General features: G+C 63.2%; 19 protein-coding genes. 8 read left to right on the forward strand and 11 right to left on the reverse strand.

Annotated features, from left to right (window positions below):
* The first annotated feature begins 11 nt into the window (after positions 1-11).
* The 4 genes from N536_RS0135055 to N536_RS41035 all read left to right on the forward strand — a co-directional run bounded on the left by N536_RS0135055 (position 12) and on the right by N536_RS41035 (position 3,583).
* On the forward strand, positions 12-479 hold the full coding sequence (locus N536_RS0135055; RefSeq protein ID WP_051575007.1) for a thioesterase family protein: 468 nt from the start codon (positions 12-14) through the stop codon (positions 477-479).
* Positions 476-1,627 carry an acyl-CoA dehydrogenase family protein gene (locus N536_RS0135060; RefSeq protein WP_029117881.1) on the forward strand — a complete coding sequence of 384 codons (1,152 nt, stop codon included), beginning with the start codon at positions 476-478 and terminating at the stop codon, positions 1,625-1,627. The genes N536_RS0135055 and N536_RS0135060 overlap by 4 nt, the downstream gene beginning before the upstream one ends.
* Positions 1,628-1,747: 120 nt before the next feature.
* Complete coding sequence (locus N536_RS0135065) at positions 1,748-2,521, forward strand: polysaccharide deacetylase family protein (protein ID WP_155948873.1); 774 nt, start codon at positions 1,748-1,750, stop codon at positions 2,519-2,521.
* Positions 2,522-2,587: 66 nt separating this feature from the next.
* Complete coding sequence (locus tag N536_RS41035; RefSeq protein WP_051574999.1) at positions 2,588-3,583, forward strand: FCD domain-containing protein; 996 nt, start codon at positions 2,588-2,590, stop codon at positions 3,581-3,583.
* Here the strand turns inward: N536_RS41035 and eno are convergent.
* The 3 genes from eno to N536_RS0135085 are packed head-to-tail and all read right to left on the reverse strand — an operon-like array spanning position 3,566 to position 6,920.
* Entirely contained in the window at positions 3,566-4,906 is a 1,341-nt protein-coding gene (eno, locus tag N536_RS40400; RefSeq protein WP_051575000.1) for a phosphopyruvate hydratase, read from the reverse strand. The genes N536_RS41035 and eno overlap by 18 nt on opposite strands.
* Positions 4,903-5,919, reverse strand: coding sequence for a phosphotransferase family protein (locus tag N536_RS0135080; protein ID WP_029117883.1), 1,017 nt, complete (start codon positions 5,917-5,919; stop codon positions 4,903-4,905). The genes eno and N536_RS0135080 overlap by 4 nt, the downstream gene beginning before the upstream one ends.
* Complete coding sequence (locus N536_RS0135085; protein ID WP_036438754.1) at positions 5,916-6,920, reverse strand: C-terminal binding protein; 1,005 nt, start codon at positions 6,918-6,920, stop codon at positions 5,916-5,918. Before N536_RS0135085 ends, N536_RS0135080 begins: the two co-directional genes overlap by 4 nt.
* A 230-nt stretch (positions 6,921-7,150) precedes the next feature.
* Here N536_RS0135085 and N536_RS40405 point away from each other — a divergent pair, with 230 nt between their 5' ends.
* The 4 genes from N536_RS40405 to N536_RS0135105 all read left to right on the forward strand — a co-directional run bounded on the left by N536_RS40405 (position 7,151) and on the right by N536_RS0135105 (position 9,795).
* Complete coding sequence (locus N536_RS40405; RefSeq protein ID WP_081809515.1) at positions 7,151-7,750, forward strand: VOC family protein; 600 nt, start codon at positions 7,151-7,153, stop codon at positions 7,748-7,750.
* 3 nt (positions 7,751-7,753) lie between these two features.
* On the forward strand, positions 7,754-8,308 hold the full coding sequence (locus tag N536_RS0135095) for a carboxymuconolactone decarboxylase family protein (RefSeq protein ID WP_029117885.1): 555 nt from the start codon (positions 7,754-7,756) through the stop codon (positions 8,306-8,308).
* A 96-nt stretch (positions 8,309-8,404) separates the two neighbouring features.
* Complete coding sequence (locus N536_RS40410) at positions 8,405-9,319, forward strand: fumarylacetoacetate hydrolase family protein (RefSeq protein ID WP_064751618.1); 915 nt, start codon at positions 8,405-8,407, stop codon at positions 9,317-9,319.
* A 77-nt stretch (positions 9,320-9,396) separates the two neighbouring features.
* Positions 9,397-9,795, forward strand: coding sequence for a nuclear transport factor 2 family protein (locus N536_RS0135105; protein ID WP_155948874.1), 399 nt, complete (start codon positions 9,397-9,399; stop codon positions 9,793-9,795).
* A 118-nt stretch (positions 9,796-9,913) separates the two neighbouring features.
* Here the strand turns inward: N536_RS0135105 and N536_RS42735 are convergent, their stop codons facing one another.
* The 8 genes from N536_RS42735 to N536_RS0135140 all read right to left on the reverse strand — a co-directional run bounded on the left by N536_RS42735 (position 9,914) and on the right by N536_RS0135140 (position 17,984).
* A complete protein-coding gene (locus N536_RS42735; protein WP_197040309.1) occupies positions 9,914-10,054 on the reverse strand; it encodes a hypothetical protein in 141 nt (46 codons plus the stop codon).
* Between the two features lie 22 nt (positions 10,055-10,076).
* Complete coding sequence (locus N536_RS42740) at positions 10,077-10,520, reverse strand: SDR family NAD(P)-dependent oxidoreductase (protein ID WP_255358535.1); 444 nt, start codon at positions 10,518-10,520, stop codon at positions 10,077-10,079.
* 228 nt (positions 10,521-10,748) lie between these two features.
* On the reverse strand, positions 10,749-11,585 hold the full coding sequence (locus N536_RS0135115; protein ID WP_029117887.1) for an SDR family oxidoreductase: 837 nt from the start codon (positions 11,583-11,585) through the stop codon (positions 10,749-10,751).
* Between the two features lie 18 nt (positions 11,586-11,603).
* Entirely contained in the window at positions 11,604-12,428 is an 825-nt protein-coding gene (locus N536_RS0135120) for a maleylpyruvate isomerase N-terminal domain-containing protein (protein WP_064751619.1), read from the reverse strand.
* Positions 12,429-13,949, reverse strand: coding sequence for an aldehyde dehydrogenase (locus N536_RS0135125; protein ID WP_029117889.1), 1,521 nt, complete (start codon positions 13,947-13,949; stop codon positions 12,429-12,431).
* 2 nt (positions 13,950-13,951) lie between these two features.
* A complete protein-coding gene (locus N536_RS0135130) occupies positions 13,952-15,499 on the reverse strand; it encodes an acyl-CoA synthetase (RefSeq protein ID WP_029117890.1) in 1,548 nt (515 codons plus the stop codon).
* Positions 15,499-16,332: an alpha/beta fold hydrolase gene (locus tag N536_RS0135135; protein ID WP_081809516.1), complete on the reverse strand. Its 834-nt coding sequence runs from the start codon at positions 16,330-16,332 to the stop codon at positions 15,499-15,501. The genes N536_RS0135130 and N536_RS0135135 overlap by 1 nt, the downstream gene beginning before the upstream one ends.
* Positions 16,329-17,984, reverse strand: a complete 1,656-nt coding sequence (locus tag N536_RS0135140; RefSeq protein ID WP_029117892.1) for an NAD(P)/FAD-dependent oxidoreductase — start codon at positions 17,982-17,984, stop codon at positions 16,329-16,331. Before N536_RS0135140 ends, N536_RS0135135 begins: the two co-directional genes overlap by 4 nt.
* Between the last annotated feature and the right edge of the window lie 74 nt (positions 17,985-18,058).

Below are 18,058 nucleotides of genomic sequence, written 5' to 3' on the forward strand. Positions count from 1 at the left end.
AGGCTGGATGGATGACACACGGCAACACCGGCACGCATAGATCCGATGTGGCGGACTTCGTCGTAACGCGCAGCGTATCGACCCGATGGGCGGACATCGATCTTTTCGGGCACATGACTGCCTCGGTCTATGGCCAGTTGTTCGACACCGCGATCAACGGCTGGCTGGTCCAGGAAGCCGGCTACGAACCCGAGCGCGCGGGAATCATCGGCGTCGTTGCGCATTACGAATGTGACTACCACCGCGAGGTGCGCTTTCCGGAGGCACTCACCGTCGGATTGCGCGTCGACTCCATCGGACGCACGAGTGTCACCTATCATGCCGCCCTCTTTGGTGCAGCGGGACCCGATGGTCAACCTCGGCATCTGGCCGCCGAGGCGCGGTGGGTCCATGTCTATATCGACCGTCTCAGGCGGCGGCCGGTCGAAATACCCTCGGAGCTGCGCGCTTTCCTCGAACTGACGGGAGATCGGCGATGACCGGGTTCGGCATGTTCGCACTGCCCGACGAACACCAACAACTCCGTGCCGTGGTGCGCGAGCTGTGCGAGAAGCACGTCGCCCCACACGCCGCCGACGTCGACGAGCAAGCGCGCTATCCCGATGAGGCGCTCTCTGCGCTCATCAACGCGGGTCTGGCCGCCGTCCACATCCCGGAGAAGTACGGCGGTCAAGACGGGGACCTCGTCGCCAGCTGCATCGTCGTCGAGGAGCTCGCACGGGTGTGCGCATCCTCGTCAATGATTGCCACCTGCAACAAGCTTGGAACCACCGGTTTGATCATGCGGGGCTCGGAGGAGCTCAAGGACGAGGTATTGCCGGCGATAGCCTCGGGTGAGGCGATGGCCTCGTATGCCCTCTCCGAGCGTGAGGCAGGAAGCGATGCCGCCGCGATGAGGACTCGAGCGCGCGCCGACGGTGACGGATGGGTTCTCGATGGCTCCAAGTGCTGGATCTCCAACGGCGGCAGGTCGGCGTGGTACACGGTGATGGCTGTGACGGATCCCGATAGCGGCGCACGCGGCATCTCGGCGTTCATGGTGCACGAGGACGACGCCGGCTTCAGCGTCGGCCCACCGGAACGCAAGATGGGGTTGAAGGGCTCGCCAACCACGGAGGTGTACTTCGAGCGCTGTCGCATCCCGGGCGCACGGCTCATCGGCGATCCGGGCACCGGATTTGGCACCGCGTTGGCCACCCTCGACCGCACTCGACCCACCATCGGCGCACAGGCGGTCGGCATCGCACAGGGCGCCATGGAGGCGGCACTGATATATGTCCAGGAGCGCAGGCAATTTCGGCAGCGGATCGGGGACTTTCAGGGCGTACAGTTCATGCTCGCGGACATGGCCATGAAGATCGAAGCCGCACGAATGTTGGTCTACGCGGCGGCGGCCCGCGCTGATCGGGACGAGGAGCCGCTGAGCTTCACCTCGGCTGCGTCAAAGTGCTTCGCCTCGGACGTCGCGATGCAGGTGACCACGGACGCGGTGCAGTTGTTCGGCGGGGCCGGTTACACCAAGGACTTTCCGGTCGAACGCTTCATGCGCGACGCCAAGGTGACGCAAATCTACGAGGGCACCAACGAGATCCAGCGCGTCGTGATGGCCCGCACACTGTTGAGGTGACGTGGCTGCGAATAGCGGATCGAGGTCGGCGAATACCGGCTTTTGTCCTGAGTTTCCGCCGTGCAGGCTTGAATTCCTACACGCTCGACGGCGCTTCGCCGACGGAGGGAAGTGACCAACGTGCCGACTAAAGCCGTTCTATGTGTTACCGCCGACAACCTGGGCCAGGCGGCCGCGATCACGATGGGTGCGGCCAGCCGCCCCGATCCGCAGGAGGCGGGCATCCAGGGTGTGCCGCACATGCTGGACCTGTTGGACAGGCTTGGGATCACAGTGACGTACTTCGTCGAGGGCTGGAACGGGCTGCACCACGCCGAGGTGATTCGCTCAGTCATTTCGCGGGGACACGAGATCGGGCTACACGGTTGGGCTCACGAGAAGTGGGAGTCCCTCTCCGACGGCCACAGAGAGGCTCTGCTGTTCGACGGGACTGCCGCGCTGCGCCTTGCCGGCGTCGAGCCGGCCGGATTCCGCGCCCCAGGCGGATATCGAGGCGGCCGAACGGCTGCGGTGCTTCGTGAGTTGGGCTATTCCTTCGACGCAAGCATCGACCACGAGTCGGAGGCGGAACCGATCGCGGTCAGGCGGTTGCCGGAGGGCATCACCAACATCCCGTTCGCCTGGAACATGATCGATGCGTACCACTACTACCTGCATCCCGAGGGTGAACGCACCCCTGCCCAAGCTCTCGCGCAGTTCAACGCGACCCTCGACCACGCGATCGATACCCACGGCCTCGTCACGTTCATCATGCACCCCGGCGTGTCCTTTGCCGGCGACGAGGAGCGGTACGGGGCGGTGCGCGACTTCCTGGCGGGCGCGGTGGCGTCACCCGAGGTTGAGGTCCTCAGCGCGGGGCAGCTCGCAAGCCGACACCTGGTCGCCAACGCTTGAGTGGGGGCCGACACCCGTAGCCGGCGCAAGATCGTGTTTTCCCTTCCTCGGGGATACATTGACTTTGTGGCCGAGACGTCCCGCGACACAACAGGTGCGCAGCTGGACCTCGATGCGCTCACGTTATCTGCGTGGCGGCTCGTTCAGGACGCAAGCGAGGCGGTGGAGGCCCGCATCGCTGCCGAACTCGAAGAGACGACCGGCCTGCTGTTGGAGTGGTACGGGATTCTCCTGCACGTCTACGAATTCGGGGAGGACGGCCGACTTCCCCAGCACGCCCTGGAGCGGTATCTACGGCTGAGCCAGAGCGGGATCAGCCGCATGGTCTCGAAGATGCAGGCTGCGGGCCTGCTGCAGCGCGTACCGATTCCGCATGATCGCCGCAACGTCTACGTCGTGCTCACTGAGCGTGGTCGTGACGTCTTTCTTCGGGCAACACCCGTGCATCACGCAGCCGTCCAGCGGCACTTCGGGGACTGGTTGTCGAAGAAGGAGCTGACAGCCGTGACGTCAGGGCTGGGCAAGGTGGTCACCGCGACCGTCGACCCGAAGGCGGCCGAACACGATGATCGGCTGGACCAGTTGATGAGCTTCGGGCAGAGCGTGCTGTCGCTCACCTCGGATGCGGTCACAGTCAGCGACGCCGTCGTCGTGCGCGACGCCTTGGAACCGTTGGTCCTATCCGACGCCGCCAGGCATGTGACGCCGGCGGCGGTGACGGACTTACGTGCGGCGGTCTCGCGGATGACCACCTTGATCGACTCGCCCGAGGACTTCTTCCGCGCTGACTGGGATCTGCACCGGGTCATCGCGGGTCTGTGCCAGAACAAGGTGCTACGTACGACCTACCTTGCGCTGCTCGACGTCGTGTCGTCCCATCTCGACACGGTGGTCACGACCAGCAACTTGCCGCAGTACCTCACTGAACGCCTGGCCGTGCACGCCCGTCTGGTCGATGCCGTGGCATCTGGTGACTCTGCAGCGGTGTCGGCAGCGGCCCAGGCCCACCACTTCAGCAGCGTCCGATACCGGCTCGTCGACGGCTCATCCCATACCGCGTAAAGCCGTTGACCGGGGGGTGGCCGTCCGCAGTGGCGCCAACCCCGAGGTCCCGGCGAACACTGCAGCCTCGCCCAGGCGGGCCTCGATTCCGAGCAGGCGGTTCCACTTGGCGGTGCGCTCCGAACGCATGGTGGAACCCACCTTGATCTGACCGGTGCGCCAGCCGATGGACAGATCAGCCAACCAGTCATCCTCCGTCTCGCCTGAGCGCGCCGACAAGACTGTGGCCATGCCTGACCGAGACGCCAGATCCACGACCGCGCGTGCGTCGGACAAGGTGCCGACCTGATTGGGCTTGACGAGCACCGCATTGGCGGCGTTCTCCTCGATGCCTCGGTTGAGCCGGGCGACGTTCGTGCAGAACAGGTCGTCGCCCATCAGCTGGATGTTGCCCAGCACCGTCGCCGCTTCCGTCCAGCCTCCCCAGTCGTCCTCGGCCAGAACGTCTTCGATCGAAATGATGGGGAAGTCCTCACACCACTTCGCGAATTCGGCTACCAACTCCGCAGCTTGGACCGTGCGGTCCTCGGCGGCAAGGTGGTAGCGGTTGTTGACGGGGTCGTGAAACTGCGTGGCGGCGACATCGATCGCGAAGGCCGCGTCGGTGCCCAGTTGGTAGCCTGCGCGCTCGACGCCGGCGGCGAGCAACTCGAGCGCGTGGCGGTTCGATGGCAGGACCGGTCCCAACCCGCCCTCGTCGGCGACAAGGGCTACGTTGAGCCCTTCCTCCCCCGCGACCTGCGCCGTCGCCGCGCGAATCCGCCATGCGATTTCCATCGCTGACGTGAACGTGTCCGCTCCGACGGGCACGACCAGAAAATCCTGCACGTCCACGGCCCGTGCGGCGTGAGCGCCACCGGAGATGATGTTCACCATCGGCATTGGCAGGAGGAACTGCTCGCCGTCCCCGCGGTCTACGAAGCGGTACAACGGTTGTCCGCTCATGTCGGCAGCGGCGCGGGCCGTGGCCACCGACAGCGCCAGCACGGCGTTTGCCCCGAGCCGCGACAGGTCGGCCGTGCCGTCTGCTCTCCGCAGTGCCGTGTCCACCGAGACCTGGTCGACGGAGTCCAGACCACGCACGGCCGCGGCCAGCTCGCCCGCCGCGTTCGCCACCGCCCGCTGAACACCGCGGCCGGCGTAGCGGTCACCGCCGTCGCGGAGCTCGCGGGCCTCGTGTCGGCCGGTCGACGCGCCGGAGGGAACGATCGCGGTTCCGACGGCGCCGCCGCCGAGGGTCACCTCGACCGCGACCGTCGGGCTGCCCCGCGAGTCCAGCGCTTGCCATGCGAAGATCTCGCCGATCTCACCGACACCGGTCATTGTGTGCTCCTCCAGAATTCGTCAATGGTCATGCCGCGGTGAGCAATTGCCGCGGACGCGATCGTCCTGCCCCGGCTCCGTGCGGTTTCGTCGAGATAGTCGACCGGGGACTTCCCGTCCATTCGGGCCAGTAGCAGACAGGCAGAGTGCAGCGTGAGATGGCCTTCGTCCCAAGGTAATCCGACCGCGGCGGCGCGGTATCGGCGCAGGAAGACCTCCGCGGCGGCCTGGTAGTCCGCATGCAACCGAGGCCGTAACAGGGACTTGCACATCAGGTGGCTCAGCATGAACGCCACATCGAAGACCGGGTCTCCATAGTGGGCCACTTCCCAATCAATGACCCAAGTGCGTGTGTCGCTGGTCAGGACGTTCTTGGGCGAGAAGTCGCCATGAACTAGGCACAGTCCGCGATCGAGCAGAGCCGCGGCCGCCGCATCGAGTTCGGTGGCCAAGTTCGGGTGACGTATGCCGACCCAGCGGTAGAACGGATCGATCCTCAGCTGCCGGAACGCCTCGGTGCCGGCGAATCGGTCGGCGATCGCGGGGTCTGCTGCCGTCGTGGTGTGCCACTTCGCCAGGACCTCTCCCAGGTGGCTGGCGACACGAAGGTCGACCACACCGTCCAGCAAGTCAGCCTTCCAATCGTGGCAATCGGTGCCAGCGTGCCCGATCACCAGGACGAGCGCGCTTTCGTCGACATCGATTACCGGCGGAACCCACATCGGCTGAACGGCGGCCGCCGCGCGAAGCGCCGATGCCTCAGTGAGGATCCGATCGGGATCGGCCAGCCATTCCTCGGCGACTCGTAACCGTCCGAGCGCACGCTTGACTACCACGTCGATACCGTCACCATGTACGGCATGCACATCGTTGGAGACCCCGCCCGCCAATTGTCGTACGGTGACCGGAGTTCCATCGAGGAGCCCTCGCCGACGGAGATGGGTCGTGATCTCGTCGGCTTCGGATCCGACGAGCACCGCACCCGGCGGGGGATTGCCGTCCACTGTGCTCACCGTCCGCTCCGGACTGGAACCCGCAGGTTCGGCCGGGAGAGGACCTCGGGATTGACGATCGACTTCGGCAGTTCGCCGGCGAGAACGGCAGCCACGTTGGAGGCGGCGGTCTCCTGAAGTTCGGTGATGGCCTCGGTCGAATAGAAAGCGGCATGTGGTGTCACGGTGACCTGCGGCATCGCGAGCAGCGGATGAGCCGGGTCGGGCGGCTCGTCAGCCAACACGTCGAGCGCCGCGCCGGCCAACCGTCCGGACCGCAGCGCGTCTACCAAGGCATCCTCCTCGACGAGCGTGCCTCGCGAGGTGTTGATCAGCACCGCGCCCGGCTTCATGGCGGCCAGCGCCTCTGCCCCGATTAGACCTTTGGTCGTCGGAATCGACGGAAGGTGCAGCGACACAACGTCGGAGGTACACAGCAACTCGCTGAGGTTGGCAGCGAATCGGACGTCGTCGGTGCGGCCGGACGACCTCCGCGACGGGCTGAAGGCGAGCACGTCGAAACCGAACCCTACGGCCCTGGCGGCGACCGCCTGCGCGATGCGACCGTAGCCCACCAGCCCGAGCACCTGTCCGCGCAACCGGCGCATCGGACCGCATGCGCGGTTGTCCCAATCGCCGGCGGCCGTCTGGGTAGCGAACCGCGCAACATGCCGCGCTTGCGACAGCACCAGGGCTATCGCATGGTCGGCGACCTCCTCGGTGCAGAACTCCGGCACGTTGCTCACGACGACCCCCAACTCCGTGGCGGCGGCGATGTCGATGTTGTCCAACCCCACGCCGTACCTGGCCACCGTTCGACACGCCAGTGCCGCATTCAGGACCGCGGCCGTGACCGGCTTCCAGCAGGTCAGAATCGCGTCGACCCGAGGAGCGAGCTCCAACAGCTCGGCCTCATCTCCCGTCCTCGCCACCAACAGTTCGGCATCCACATTGCCAAGGACCTGTCGCTCGACGTCGATGGTGGGCCAGGCGTAGTCCGTTACGAGCACCGTGGCGCTCACTGTCGGACCCAATGGACCGTGACGGGTCGTGGAGAGCTCAACGACCCTACAAACCGGTATCTACCTTCTTCTCGAAGCACCCCGACCTCCGTCTCGTCCATGTCGTTCCAGACCCTACAAATGAATGCGCGCGCATGCAAATTCAACCCTTGCGCATGCATTAATAAGGTGGTTCACTGGGCCTGACAAGCAGCCGGTGCTGTGCCGGTGCAAGAGTGTGGAGGTTGTAGATGTCGGATAACGCGAAGAAACGACGGCTAAATGGTGTGTCTCATGTGGCGATAAATTGCAGTGACATGGCCAAGACCGTGGAGTTCTACGAGAAGCTGGGCATCCCGCTGGCCAAGACGATGACGACGCCGCAGGGATCGGATGGAGGTCAACACTTCTTCTTCGACATCGGCAATGACGACTCGTTGCTGGGCTACATCTGGTGGAACGACGAGGCAGCCCAGCCGAGTCAGCAGGGTCATGACATCCGTGACGGGTGCATGCACCATGTGGCGATCAACATTCACCCCGATGACGTCCAGGCGTGGTGGGATCTGTTCTCCAGCACCGATTTGAAGTGGGTGTTCGTCGATCACAAGGCTGATGCGGAGATGTCGTTGACCTTCAGCGACCTCGGGCAGATCAACGACGACACGTTCGCAGCGTCGTTCTATGTTCAAGATCCTGATGGCGTCGTGCTCGAGTTCACGGCGTGGTACAAAGCGTGGGATCGGATCGGAAACAGCGATCAAGGCATGAGGACCCAGCGTTCCGACCGCACACCCGTCGACTGGGTTCCGCCATTGATCGAGGCCGCCGCCAAGCTGAGCAAGGTGTAGCCGGTGGCGCGGTTGCCGTACCCGGCACGCGACGCGATGCCGACCGAGATCGCCGATCTGCTAAATGGCCTGCCGCGCAGCAACATTACCGAGATACTTGCGCAGGCCCAGTCGCTCATCGGGCCGTTCCTGCGAACGGCGAAGGCCACTCTCACCTCGTTGGAGCTCACTGACCGGCAACGTGAGCTGGTGATCCTGGCGGTGTCCTGCCTCGTTGAATGCGAATATGAGTTCGCCCAGCACGTTCCGATGTTCGAGGCGGTCGGGATCGACACTGATCTGCGCGACCGGATCCGAGGGGGCGACTTCGACGCCCCCGATGATCCTGGTGAGCGTGCGCTGCTGGCGTTTGTGGCGGCAGTTTTCCGCGCGCCGCGCATCAGCGATGAGCTCTTTGCGGCCACGCGGCGCCACCTCAGTGCCCGTCAGATCGTCGAAGTCCTGCAGCTGAGCGGGATCTATTGGGGCATCGGCAGGGTATGTACGATCCTCGAACTCGAGATCGACATCCCCGATGATCTCGGCAGGTTTGCCGCCGTGTCCGGCATGCGCAGCTGATCAAGCTTTGCCCCGCAGAATCTGATTGATCGCCCATCGTGGTCCGCCGTTGCATCACAACGGTGGAACCCGTCCCTGGTTGAAAGTAGGTAGTTCGTGCGGATCGCCAATTTATCGGGTCGTCTGGTCCTCATCACCGATGAGGGAGCGGTCGATGTGGAAAATGCCAGCGATGGCCGGTTTTCATCGGATCCCCAACGGGTTTACGAACATTGGTCTGAGTTCGTCGAATGGGCCAGCACCGCCCGGGGTGCCGCGGTGAAATTCAGCGCCGATGAGCTGGGTCCTCCGGCGCCGCGGCCGGCGCAGGTCTTCGGGGTCGGCGCCAACTACCGCGGCCACGTGGCCGAAGCCGGTATGGCGATACCCGAATGGCCGATGGTTTTCACGAAGTTCGTGTCGTCGTTTGCCGGTCCGGTTGGCGAGATCGAGCTGCCGTCGGATGCCGTGGACTGGGAAGTGGAGCTGGTTTTTGTCGTCGGAAAGCTGGCGCGCAATGTACCGGCGCAGCGCGGCTGGGATTATGTTGCGGGGTTGACGGTCGGTCAAGATCTCTCGGACCGCGAGGTTCAGATGCGCGGTGAGATCCCACAGATGAGCATTGGGAAGTCGCTGCCGGGTTTCAGCCCCACGGGTCCTTTCCTGGTTACGCCGGACTCCCTGGCGGACCCTGACGCTCTGACGCTTAGCTGCACACTCGACGGGGAAACGGTGCAGCAGGGCAGCACCGCCGATCTGGTTTATTCGGTCCCGGCGTTGTTGGCCGAGCTGTCGGCGATGTTGCCGCTGCTGCCTGGCGATGTGGTGTTCACCGGGACCCCGGCGGGTGTGGGTCTGACCCGCAACCCCCCGCGCTTTCTGCAACCGGGCCAGCTCCTAGTCAGCCGCATCGAGGGTATCGGCGAGATGCGACATACGTTGCGTAACAGTCCCGCTGCCGAACAACGCCGCGACGTTGCTCTGCAGCGATTTGCCGCATTTCAAGGCACCCCTGCGCCAAGCAACGCATAGCTACCGACCGCATGCAGCGTGACCGGCGGTCACCACGTGGGAGGCCCTTGATTCAAAATGAGGGTCTCCCACCGTAATTGGGCACGACTGGATGGACGGAAATGAGTATCGATCAGACGGTCACGGACTACTTCAGCGCTGTCGAGAATGGTGACTTCGACGCGTTGGACAGAATCTATGACGCGAATGTTCGCATCTGGCACAACTTCAGCGGCGCGACACAGCCGAGGGACGTGAACATCGACACGTTGCGCCAGGTCAGCGAAGAGGGCAGTTTGAACTATGCGGTGTTGGAACGGCGGATCGTGGGGGACCGCGTCATCCAGCGTCACAACGTGCACTTCACCAGCCGTGCGGGGGCAACGGTGACTATGCCCGCCGCGATCTTCATCACTGTTGACAACGGCCGCATCACCGAGATCGACGAATACGTTGACGGCGCCCAAGCCAGCAACGTCCTTACCCGTTTGCGCTGACCAGGTTGGCGCACAACGAAACGCCAGACTGGTCTGGCGCCGCGTCGATACGCTCGAAGGTGGCACGAACCCTGCTGAATAGGTGTCGTGACCCGTTTCGGGCTCGAGCCGCTTTGCGTCAGGTGTGGTTGGCCGCAAAGCCGGCACCGACGTCGAGCGTCCCGCCGGATACGTAACGGGCGTCGTCGGTCGCCAGAAAGAACACTGCATTGGCGATGTCAGCCGGTGGAATGCGGGGGACACCGGGAATGTAGTGCACATTGTCTTCGTAGATTTTGCGGTCAATGTCGTCGTCGGTGGGCTGAGCAGAGTTCAGGGTTGTACAGCCTGCGAATATGGTCGTTTCGGACGATCAAGGTGTCGACCAAACCAGGGTTGATGGCATTGACCGTAATATGGTGTCTACCATGTTCTTTGGCTACCGACTTCACCAATCCGATGACGGCCCATTTGGATGCGGCGTAGCTGGCGATGATGTGCCCGTACTGCCGAGCGATCATGTGCGGCGCAACGGCACGAATGGAGTTGAACACACCGTTGAGGTTGGCGTCGATGATGAGTGCCCAGTATTCAGCCGATTTCTCAGCGATCGGGCCGCTGATGTACGCGCCGGCGTTGGCGACCAAGATGTCGATCTGACCGAATTCGCCGATCGCCGTTGCCGCAACGGACTTCATCACCACCAGATCGCGGACGTCGGCGACGACCGGGACGCAATCGTTGATCGAATTTCTCCACCAGAGCGACGGTTTCGTCCATGTCGCCCGGCGAGTTCATGGGGTAGGGGATCCCATTGATCTGCCCGTCGAGGTCTGCGATTACGACGTCCGCGCCTTCTTAGACGAGCGCGACCGCGTGCGCCTGACCGTGACCCCGACCACCGGCGGTGATGATGGCTACTCTGCCGTCAAATTTACCCATTGTGCGCTACTTCGGAATTGGTGTGCGTGATGTCAGTAGACGTAGTTTTCGCCGCTCGCTCGGACGGTGACGTCGGAAAGGCTGATGCCCCAGGGCTGGTCGATGACGTGCACCACGGCGTTCGCCAGGTCATCGGGAGTGATTAGCCAGTACTCGACGGAGTCCACGTCGGTTTGCGCGGGTCGAAGACTTCCGTTCTGGAAGTTGCCAACGTTTTCGACGTACTGGACGCCTTTCTGTGCCGCGAGGCCCATGATCGCCGTCTCGTTGACGATCCAGCTCGCGAGATTGGTTCCGAAAATGCCGGTCGGTTTGACCGTGGTGACCTTGATCCTGCCCTGCGTTTCCACTCGCAACGAATCCGAGATCGCCGCAACTGCCGCCTTTGTCGCGCTGTAGACGCCCGCGCCTTCGATCCCGTAATTGCCGTAGATGGACGAGATGTTCACCACCTGACCTCGGCCCTGCTCGATCATTTGGTCGTAGACAGCCGAAATGCCGTTCACTACGCCCTTGATGTTGATGTCGATGGCCTTGTGCCATTTCTCCCACGCGCGCTCGTGGTCGGCGAAGAAGGCCAGCGGCATCACGCCGGCATTGTTCACGAGCACATCGATGGCGCCGAAAGTGTTGAGAGCGTGTTGTGCCGATGCCTTGGATTGATCGATATCCGTGACGTCAGCAACAAAGGCGGTGGCTTCAAAGCCCTCCGCTCGTATGCCTTCGACGACCTCTGTCAGGCCCTCGGCGTTGACGTCCACGCCGACGACCTTCGAGCCACCGGCGGCACACTTTTCCGAGATCAACTTGCCGAATCCGCTAGCGGCGCCGGTGACGACGACGACCTTGTCCTTCAGATACTGCGACATGTTGTTTCCTACCTCTTGTTAGACGATGTTCAGGTTGTCGAGGAACCGCGAGCCATACTCAGCGTTTCCGTCGATGTTTACGGTGTGCTCGCGCCAGTCCGCTCGTTTGGTACCCCAGATCGGGAACTCTGCTGCAAGCCCGGTGACGTGCGAGGCCGTCGCGCCCGGATCATCGGGCCGCGCCGTGAGGCGGCCACCCTGGGTTCCACGCTCGATGCGCCAAGTGCCACCGCCTGGCCCGGTGAGGGTCAGCCCGATCGGCCGGTCGAGCCACTGCATGGCCTCCGGGTGAGAGCGCTGCATAGCGACCACCATCCAGTCGATCACCGCGGACATCCGGTTGGCGTCAGTCGGCGGGGGCACGAGGCCGAGCGCCGGGGCGATGTCGTGGCGCAGATGAGTATGGGTGTCGAAAAGGACTGCACCGGTAATCAGGCGCATCGGAAAGAGGCCCAGTTCGGAGAGTTTGAATGGCGCAGCACCGAGTGGTGTCTTGTCGCAAATGGTTAGCAGGTGACCGAGCCGACGGCTCCAGCGCTCGTATTCGTCCATGATCTCGTCCGGTGTCCGATGTTTGCGGCGTTCAACCGTCCCGTCGTTGTAGCGCTCGATGCTGGAACTGGCCATGACTGCGAACATGCGGGGAGTGAACAGTTCTTTGGCGATGCCGCCCATGTGCGCCACGACGTCCCGTATCCGCCAGCCCATCGCGGTGCTGTCGAGGTCCCATTGGGGGATGGTGAGCGTGCGGCAGAACTGCAGCACTGCATTGCGTTCGTCACGAAGCGCAGCGATGCGATCCATTTCGAGTGTCCTCCTTGGAGTCGGAAAGTCCTGATGCATCTACTCTTCGGCGTGGCTGAGCAACAACCCGTACGCACGCCGTTCTCGCTTGCCGCTCAGGTCGAGCAATACGGTTTTCTGTTCGGTGAACGGATCGAGTGCGTCGGGGCCGAGTTCACGCCCCACGCCGCTTTGCTTGTAACCGCCAAAGGGCAACTGACAGTCGATCATGTGGTGGTCGTTGATCCACACCGTGCCGGCCTGGACCTGTTCGGCCATGTCGAGCGCCCGGGCATTGTCGGTACTCCACACGGTGGCGACCAGACCGTAGTCGGTGTCGTTGGCAATCCGCACCGCCTCGGCATCGTCGGAGTACCGCAGCACCGACAGCACCGGCCCGAAGATCTCCTCGCGCGCAATTCGCATCGACTGGCTCACGTCGGTGAAAATGGTTGGCTCCAACCAGAACCCACGGTTGAACTCGGTGCCGTCCGGTATTCCGCCGCCGCATACCAGCCTGGCGCCCTCGGCGTGGGCGTTGTCGACGTAGGTCAATACCCGCGCATGCTGCTCAGCAGACATCACCGGTCCCATGTCGGTGTCCCAGTCCCTCGTGGGACCCAGCTTGATCGTCTTCGCACGTTCCACCAGTAGATCGACCACGTCGTCATGGAGGTGTTCTGGAACCAGCAGTCGGGTGCCGGACTCACAGGCCTGGCCGGAGTACAGCATGCAGCCGTACAGAACGCCGTCGACGGCTAACTCGATATCAGCATCGTCGAGCATGATCGTCGGCGACTTTCCGCCCAATTCCAGCGTGACGTGCTTGACCGCGTCCGAAGCAAGCCGCATGACTTCGCGACCGACCTCGGTGGATCCGGTGAAGCCGATCTTCCCGACGTCGGGGTGGGCGGCAAGCCGCGCGCCCGCGTCCGGGCCTAGGCCTGGGATCACGTTGAGCACTCCGGGCGGCAGGCCGCAGTCTTCGGCAATGCGCACGAATTCGAGCATCGTCAACGGTGTTTTCTCGTCCGGCTTGACTACGACACTGTTGCCGACGGCAAGCGCGGGCGCCACCTTCCACATCGCCAGTAGCAGGGGGAAATTCCACGGCGCGATTGCGCCGCAGACGCCTATCGGTTCGCGCCGCACCACCGCTTGTGCCAGCGTCGGGCCGGTCGTGCGCGGCATTGTGCGCTCGAACTGGTAGCGCTCAGCGAGGCCGGCGAAATACTCGAGATGCGAGATGGCGTACCCGATGTGCAGGGCGGTGGCCTGGCGAACCGTCGCGCCGTTGGCCATGATTTCCAACTCGACAAGCTCGTCGATCCGCTCGGTCATCGCTGCCGCGGTCGCCCGCAGCACCTTGACGCGTTCGGCTGGATTGCTGCGCGACCACTCGCCGGTCGCGAACGTTCGTTTGGCTGCCTCGACCGCGTTGTCGATGTCACGGGCGCCGCCGCAGGCCGCCGTGGCGACGACCCCACCAGTGGACGGGTCCCTGATCTCGAAAAGTTGCGACGTTTCGACTGGTCGGCCGTCGATCCGCATGGGGAAGTTGCGTACCGCTGTACTGATCATGATCAGCTCCTCGAATCGGATTGTGAATACCGTGATTTCAGGGCGCCTTTGACGAGCTTTCCGGTGGCGCTGCGGGGCAACTGATCGGTGAACTGAATACTGCGGGGCGTCTTGTATCGGGCGATTCGGGGCCGCATGAAATCGAGCAGTTCGCGTTCGAGTTCGGCATCGACCGCTATTCCGGCAGCCGGTTGAACGACTGCCAACACCTGCTCGCCCATTTCGTGGTCGGGAACTCCAATGACGGCGACATCGGCGACCTTTGGGTGAAGAACCAGGCAATCCTCGACCTCTTGGGGATAGATGTTGACCCCGCCGGAGATGATCGTGAAAGCCTTGCGGTCGGTGAGGTACAGATACCCGTCGTCGTCGACGAATCCGACATCGCCCGTGGTAGTCCAGTTGTCGTGCAGCGGATGCTTGGCCTCACGCGTCTTGTGCGGGTCGTTGTGGTATTCGAATGGCAATTCGTCGCGTTCGAAATAGACATCGCCGACTTCGCCCGTCGGCACCTCGGTGCCGTCGTCGGCACAGATGTGGATTACGCCGAGGACCGCCTGGCCAACCGATCCGGGATGACGCAGCCACTCCTCGGGCCCGATGAGCGTGACCCCGTTCCCTTCGGTGGAGGAGTAGTACTCGTACAGGATCGGGCCCCACCAATCGATCATCTGTTGTTTGACCTCGACGGGACACGGCGCCGCAGCGTGGATGGCGACGCGCAACGACGAGAATCCGGATGCGGCGCGGATGCCGGGGTCCAGTTTGAGCATCCGGACGAACATCGTCGGTACCCACTGGCTATGGGTGATCCGATAACGGTCGATCACTTGAAGCGATTGCTCCGCATCGAACTTCTTGGTCATCACAACGGTGCCGCCGACGGAGTGCACTATCGCGCCGAATCGCAACGGCGCGGCATGGTAAGTCGGTGCCGGCGAGTAGTAGACCATGTCCTCGTCGAAGCCAAACCGTGGAGCGAATACGGTAAGAAACGGATCACCAGTGTCGCCGACCTGTCGTTGCGGCAGTGCGGGTTTGATGCCCTTTGGTCGGCCGGTGGTGCCCGACGAGTACAGCATGTCGATCCCGCGCGGTTGGTCGGCGGGGGGCGTGGACGATGATTCGGTGAGCGCGCGTTCATAGGATTCGTATCCGGCCACGTCGGCCCCGAACGCCAGTCGCACCACCACGCCGTGGGTTTCGTCGAGCAGTTCACGAGCCAATGCACCCTGAGCGGCGGACACGATCAGTGCTTTGGCGCCGCTGTCGTTTACGATGAACCGTGCTTCGCCACTTGCCAAGTGATGGTTGACGGCAGTGACATACAGTCCCGACCTCAGGCCTGCCCACAGGATGACGAACACCTCGGGACAATTGTCGGCGACGAAGGCCAGATGGTCCCCGCGCGACAGGCCCGCCGCCGCTAGTGCTCGGGCGAGCCGGATGGAACGATCCTCGAGTTCGGCATAGGTCAGTTCCTCGCCTGTGTCGGCCATGACGATCGCCGCTTTGTCGGGGGTGCTCGCCGCGAACGTACCGGGGTACATCAGGCTGACTCGAGGGCGTGCTCGCCGAGGAAGCTCAGGATCAGCGCGGCCACCTCCTGTGGCCGCTCCAGCATCGCCGAGTGGCTGGAGCCGGGACCGGTGAGCAGTTCATAACGGGCATTTGGGATTGCGTCGGCGACTCTGCGGCCCAGCGACGGTGGCGTCAACAGATCCTGCTCGCCAGCGATGACGAGTGTGGGCGCACTGATCTGTGGCAGCCGATCATCGGCATCGTGGAGCAGATCGGCGTTCCACTGCTCGGCAGCGGTGGCGATCTGCGACGGCGTGCTCGGAAACACTGCATCGAATTGGGTCATCAGCGGACCGAATTGCTCGGACTCGAGCAGTTCGGGCGAGAAGGCCAGCGCCAGACCGGCTAATCCCAGGGCGCGATTGCCGTTGTGCCACGGGTGTGCCAGCACCGAAAACAACGATCTCTGGTACGTGCTGGTTCGTGCCCAGGTGAACGCGAGTACGAGCGAAGCCACGCGGTCGGGCCGAGCCAGCGCAATCTCTTGCAGGACGGCGCTACCGAGAGACCATCCGAGCAGATGCGCCCGCGTTATCCCCAGCGCATCCAGCAGAGCCTCGAGATCCTGTGCCAGGGATGCAATGCTGATCGGCTCCTCGCCGCGATCGGAATCACCGATGCCGCGGTGGTTGTAGGTGATCACCCGGTAACGCTCGGCGAGGATTGGCACCAACGGCACCCACAGTCGGTGGTCCTGGCAGGTGCCGCACACGAGCACCAGCGGCTCACCGGAGCCGAAAGACGCTACTTCCAAATGGATTCCGTCATGGATGGTGATGCTTTCCTGCTCTGGACTGCTCATCGGACTACTCCCTGCGTTGAATGGGGCCGTTGCTTGGTGAGTGCGAAACCCTCGTATCCCTTTGCGGCCACGTCGTCACAGATTTGGCGGTACGTTCCGACGCCGCCGACGTAAGGCATGAAGATGCGGGGTTTACCGGGAACGTTGGCGCCCAGGTACCAGGAACTCGCCTTCGGGATGAGCGTGCTGTTGGCCACGTCGTTGACGTGCTGCACCCACTGCGTCTCGGCGTCCTCCGTCGCCTCGATGCTGTCCAGACCGGAGACGGTGACGTGTTCGATGGCCTCGGTGATCCAGTCAACGTGCTGCTCGATCGATACGATCATGTTCGAGAACACCGAAGGACTGCCAGGGCCCGTGATGAAGAACAGATTCGGGAATCCGGCCGAGCTGAGTCCGAGCAGTGTCCGGGGCCCAGCACTCCACTTGTCGCGAAGAGTGACGCCATCGCGTCCTTTGATGTCGACTGCGAGGATCGCTCCGGTCATGGCGTCGAACCCGGTTGCGAAGACGATGGCGTCAACGTCGTATTCGGTTACGCCAGCGCGGATTCCCTTTGGTGTGATCCGTTCGATCGGGTTGTCTGAGACATCGACAAGTGTCACGTTCTGGCGGTTGAACGTTTCGAAGTAGTTCGTGTCTAGGCAGATCCGCTTACCGCCGAGCGGATAGCCTCTGGGCAAGAGTCGTTCCGCCAATTCGGGCTCGCTGACCTTCTGGCGGATCTTGTCGTGGACGAAGGCAACCGCGGTGTCGTTGACCTCAGGCTGTGTCAGGATGTCCGCGTAGGTGCCCATCATGGCCAGTCCGCCGAGCTGCCACTGTTTCTCCAATGCCTGCCACCGTTCTTGCTCATCTACCTCGAGCGCCGACTGGTCGTTCATCGGGAACCGAATACCAAAATGGGATTCGCGGGCATGCTGGCGGCGGTCGGCGAAGCCAGACAGTTCCGCCGCAGCCTCATCGGGCGTCAGCTTCCGATTGAACGCAGGGATGCTGAAGCTCGGCGTGCGCTGGAACACGAAGAGCTCGGCGGCGACTTCGGCGATCTCCGGAATGACCTGAATGCCCGATGAGCCGGTGCCGATCACCGCGACGCGCTTGCCGGAGAAGTCAACGGCCTCGTGCGGCCAAGCGCCCGTGTGATACCACGGCCCGGAGAAGTCGTCGAGTCCACTCATGGCGGGCACGTTCGCGGTCGAGAGGCATCCGGTGGCCATCACGACGAAGCGCGCGGTGGCCTGGTCTCCCCGGCTTGTTTCCACCGTCCAGCAGCTGCTCGAAGCGTCGTACCCCGCGGCAGTGACTCTGGTGTCTAATTGAATGTGGTCGCGCATCTCGAATTTGTCGGCCACGAACTCGAGGTAGGCCAGAATCTCGTCCTGACGCGGATACCTTTCGCTCCAACGCCATTCGGCGAGTAACTCCGGTGAGAACGAGTACTGATAGTCGAAGCTCTCGATATCGCAGCGCGCACCCGGATACCGGTTCCAGTACCAGGTCCCCCCGACCCCGCTGCCTACCTCGAAGATGCGTGCGGACAGTCCGAGTTGCCGGGCACGGTGAAGCATGTACAACCCCGAAAACCCGGCTCCGACGATGACGACATCGCACACGTCAGCCGATGTCGTTGTTTCGTGCTTAGGGGACATGTCCCATCACCTCGCCTGTGTCGTACCGTGAGATTCGAAGGCTCAGTGAACGGGCTAGACGCCTGTTCGTCATG

Source organism: Mycobacterium sp. URHB0044 (assembly GCF_000620625.1).
Taxonomy (GTDB): Bacteria; Actinomycetota; Actinomycetes; order Mycobacteriales; family Mycobacteriaceae; genus Mycobacterium.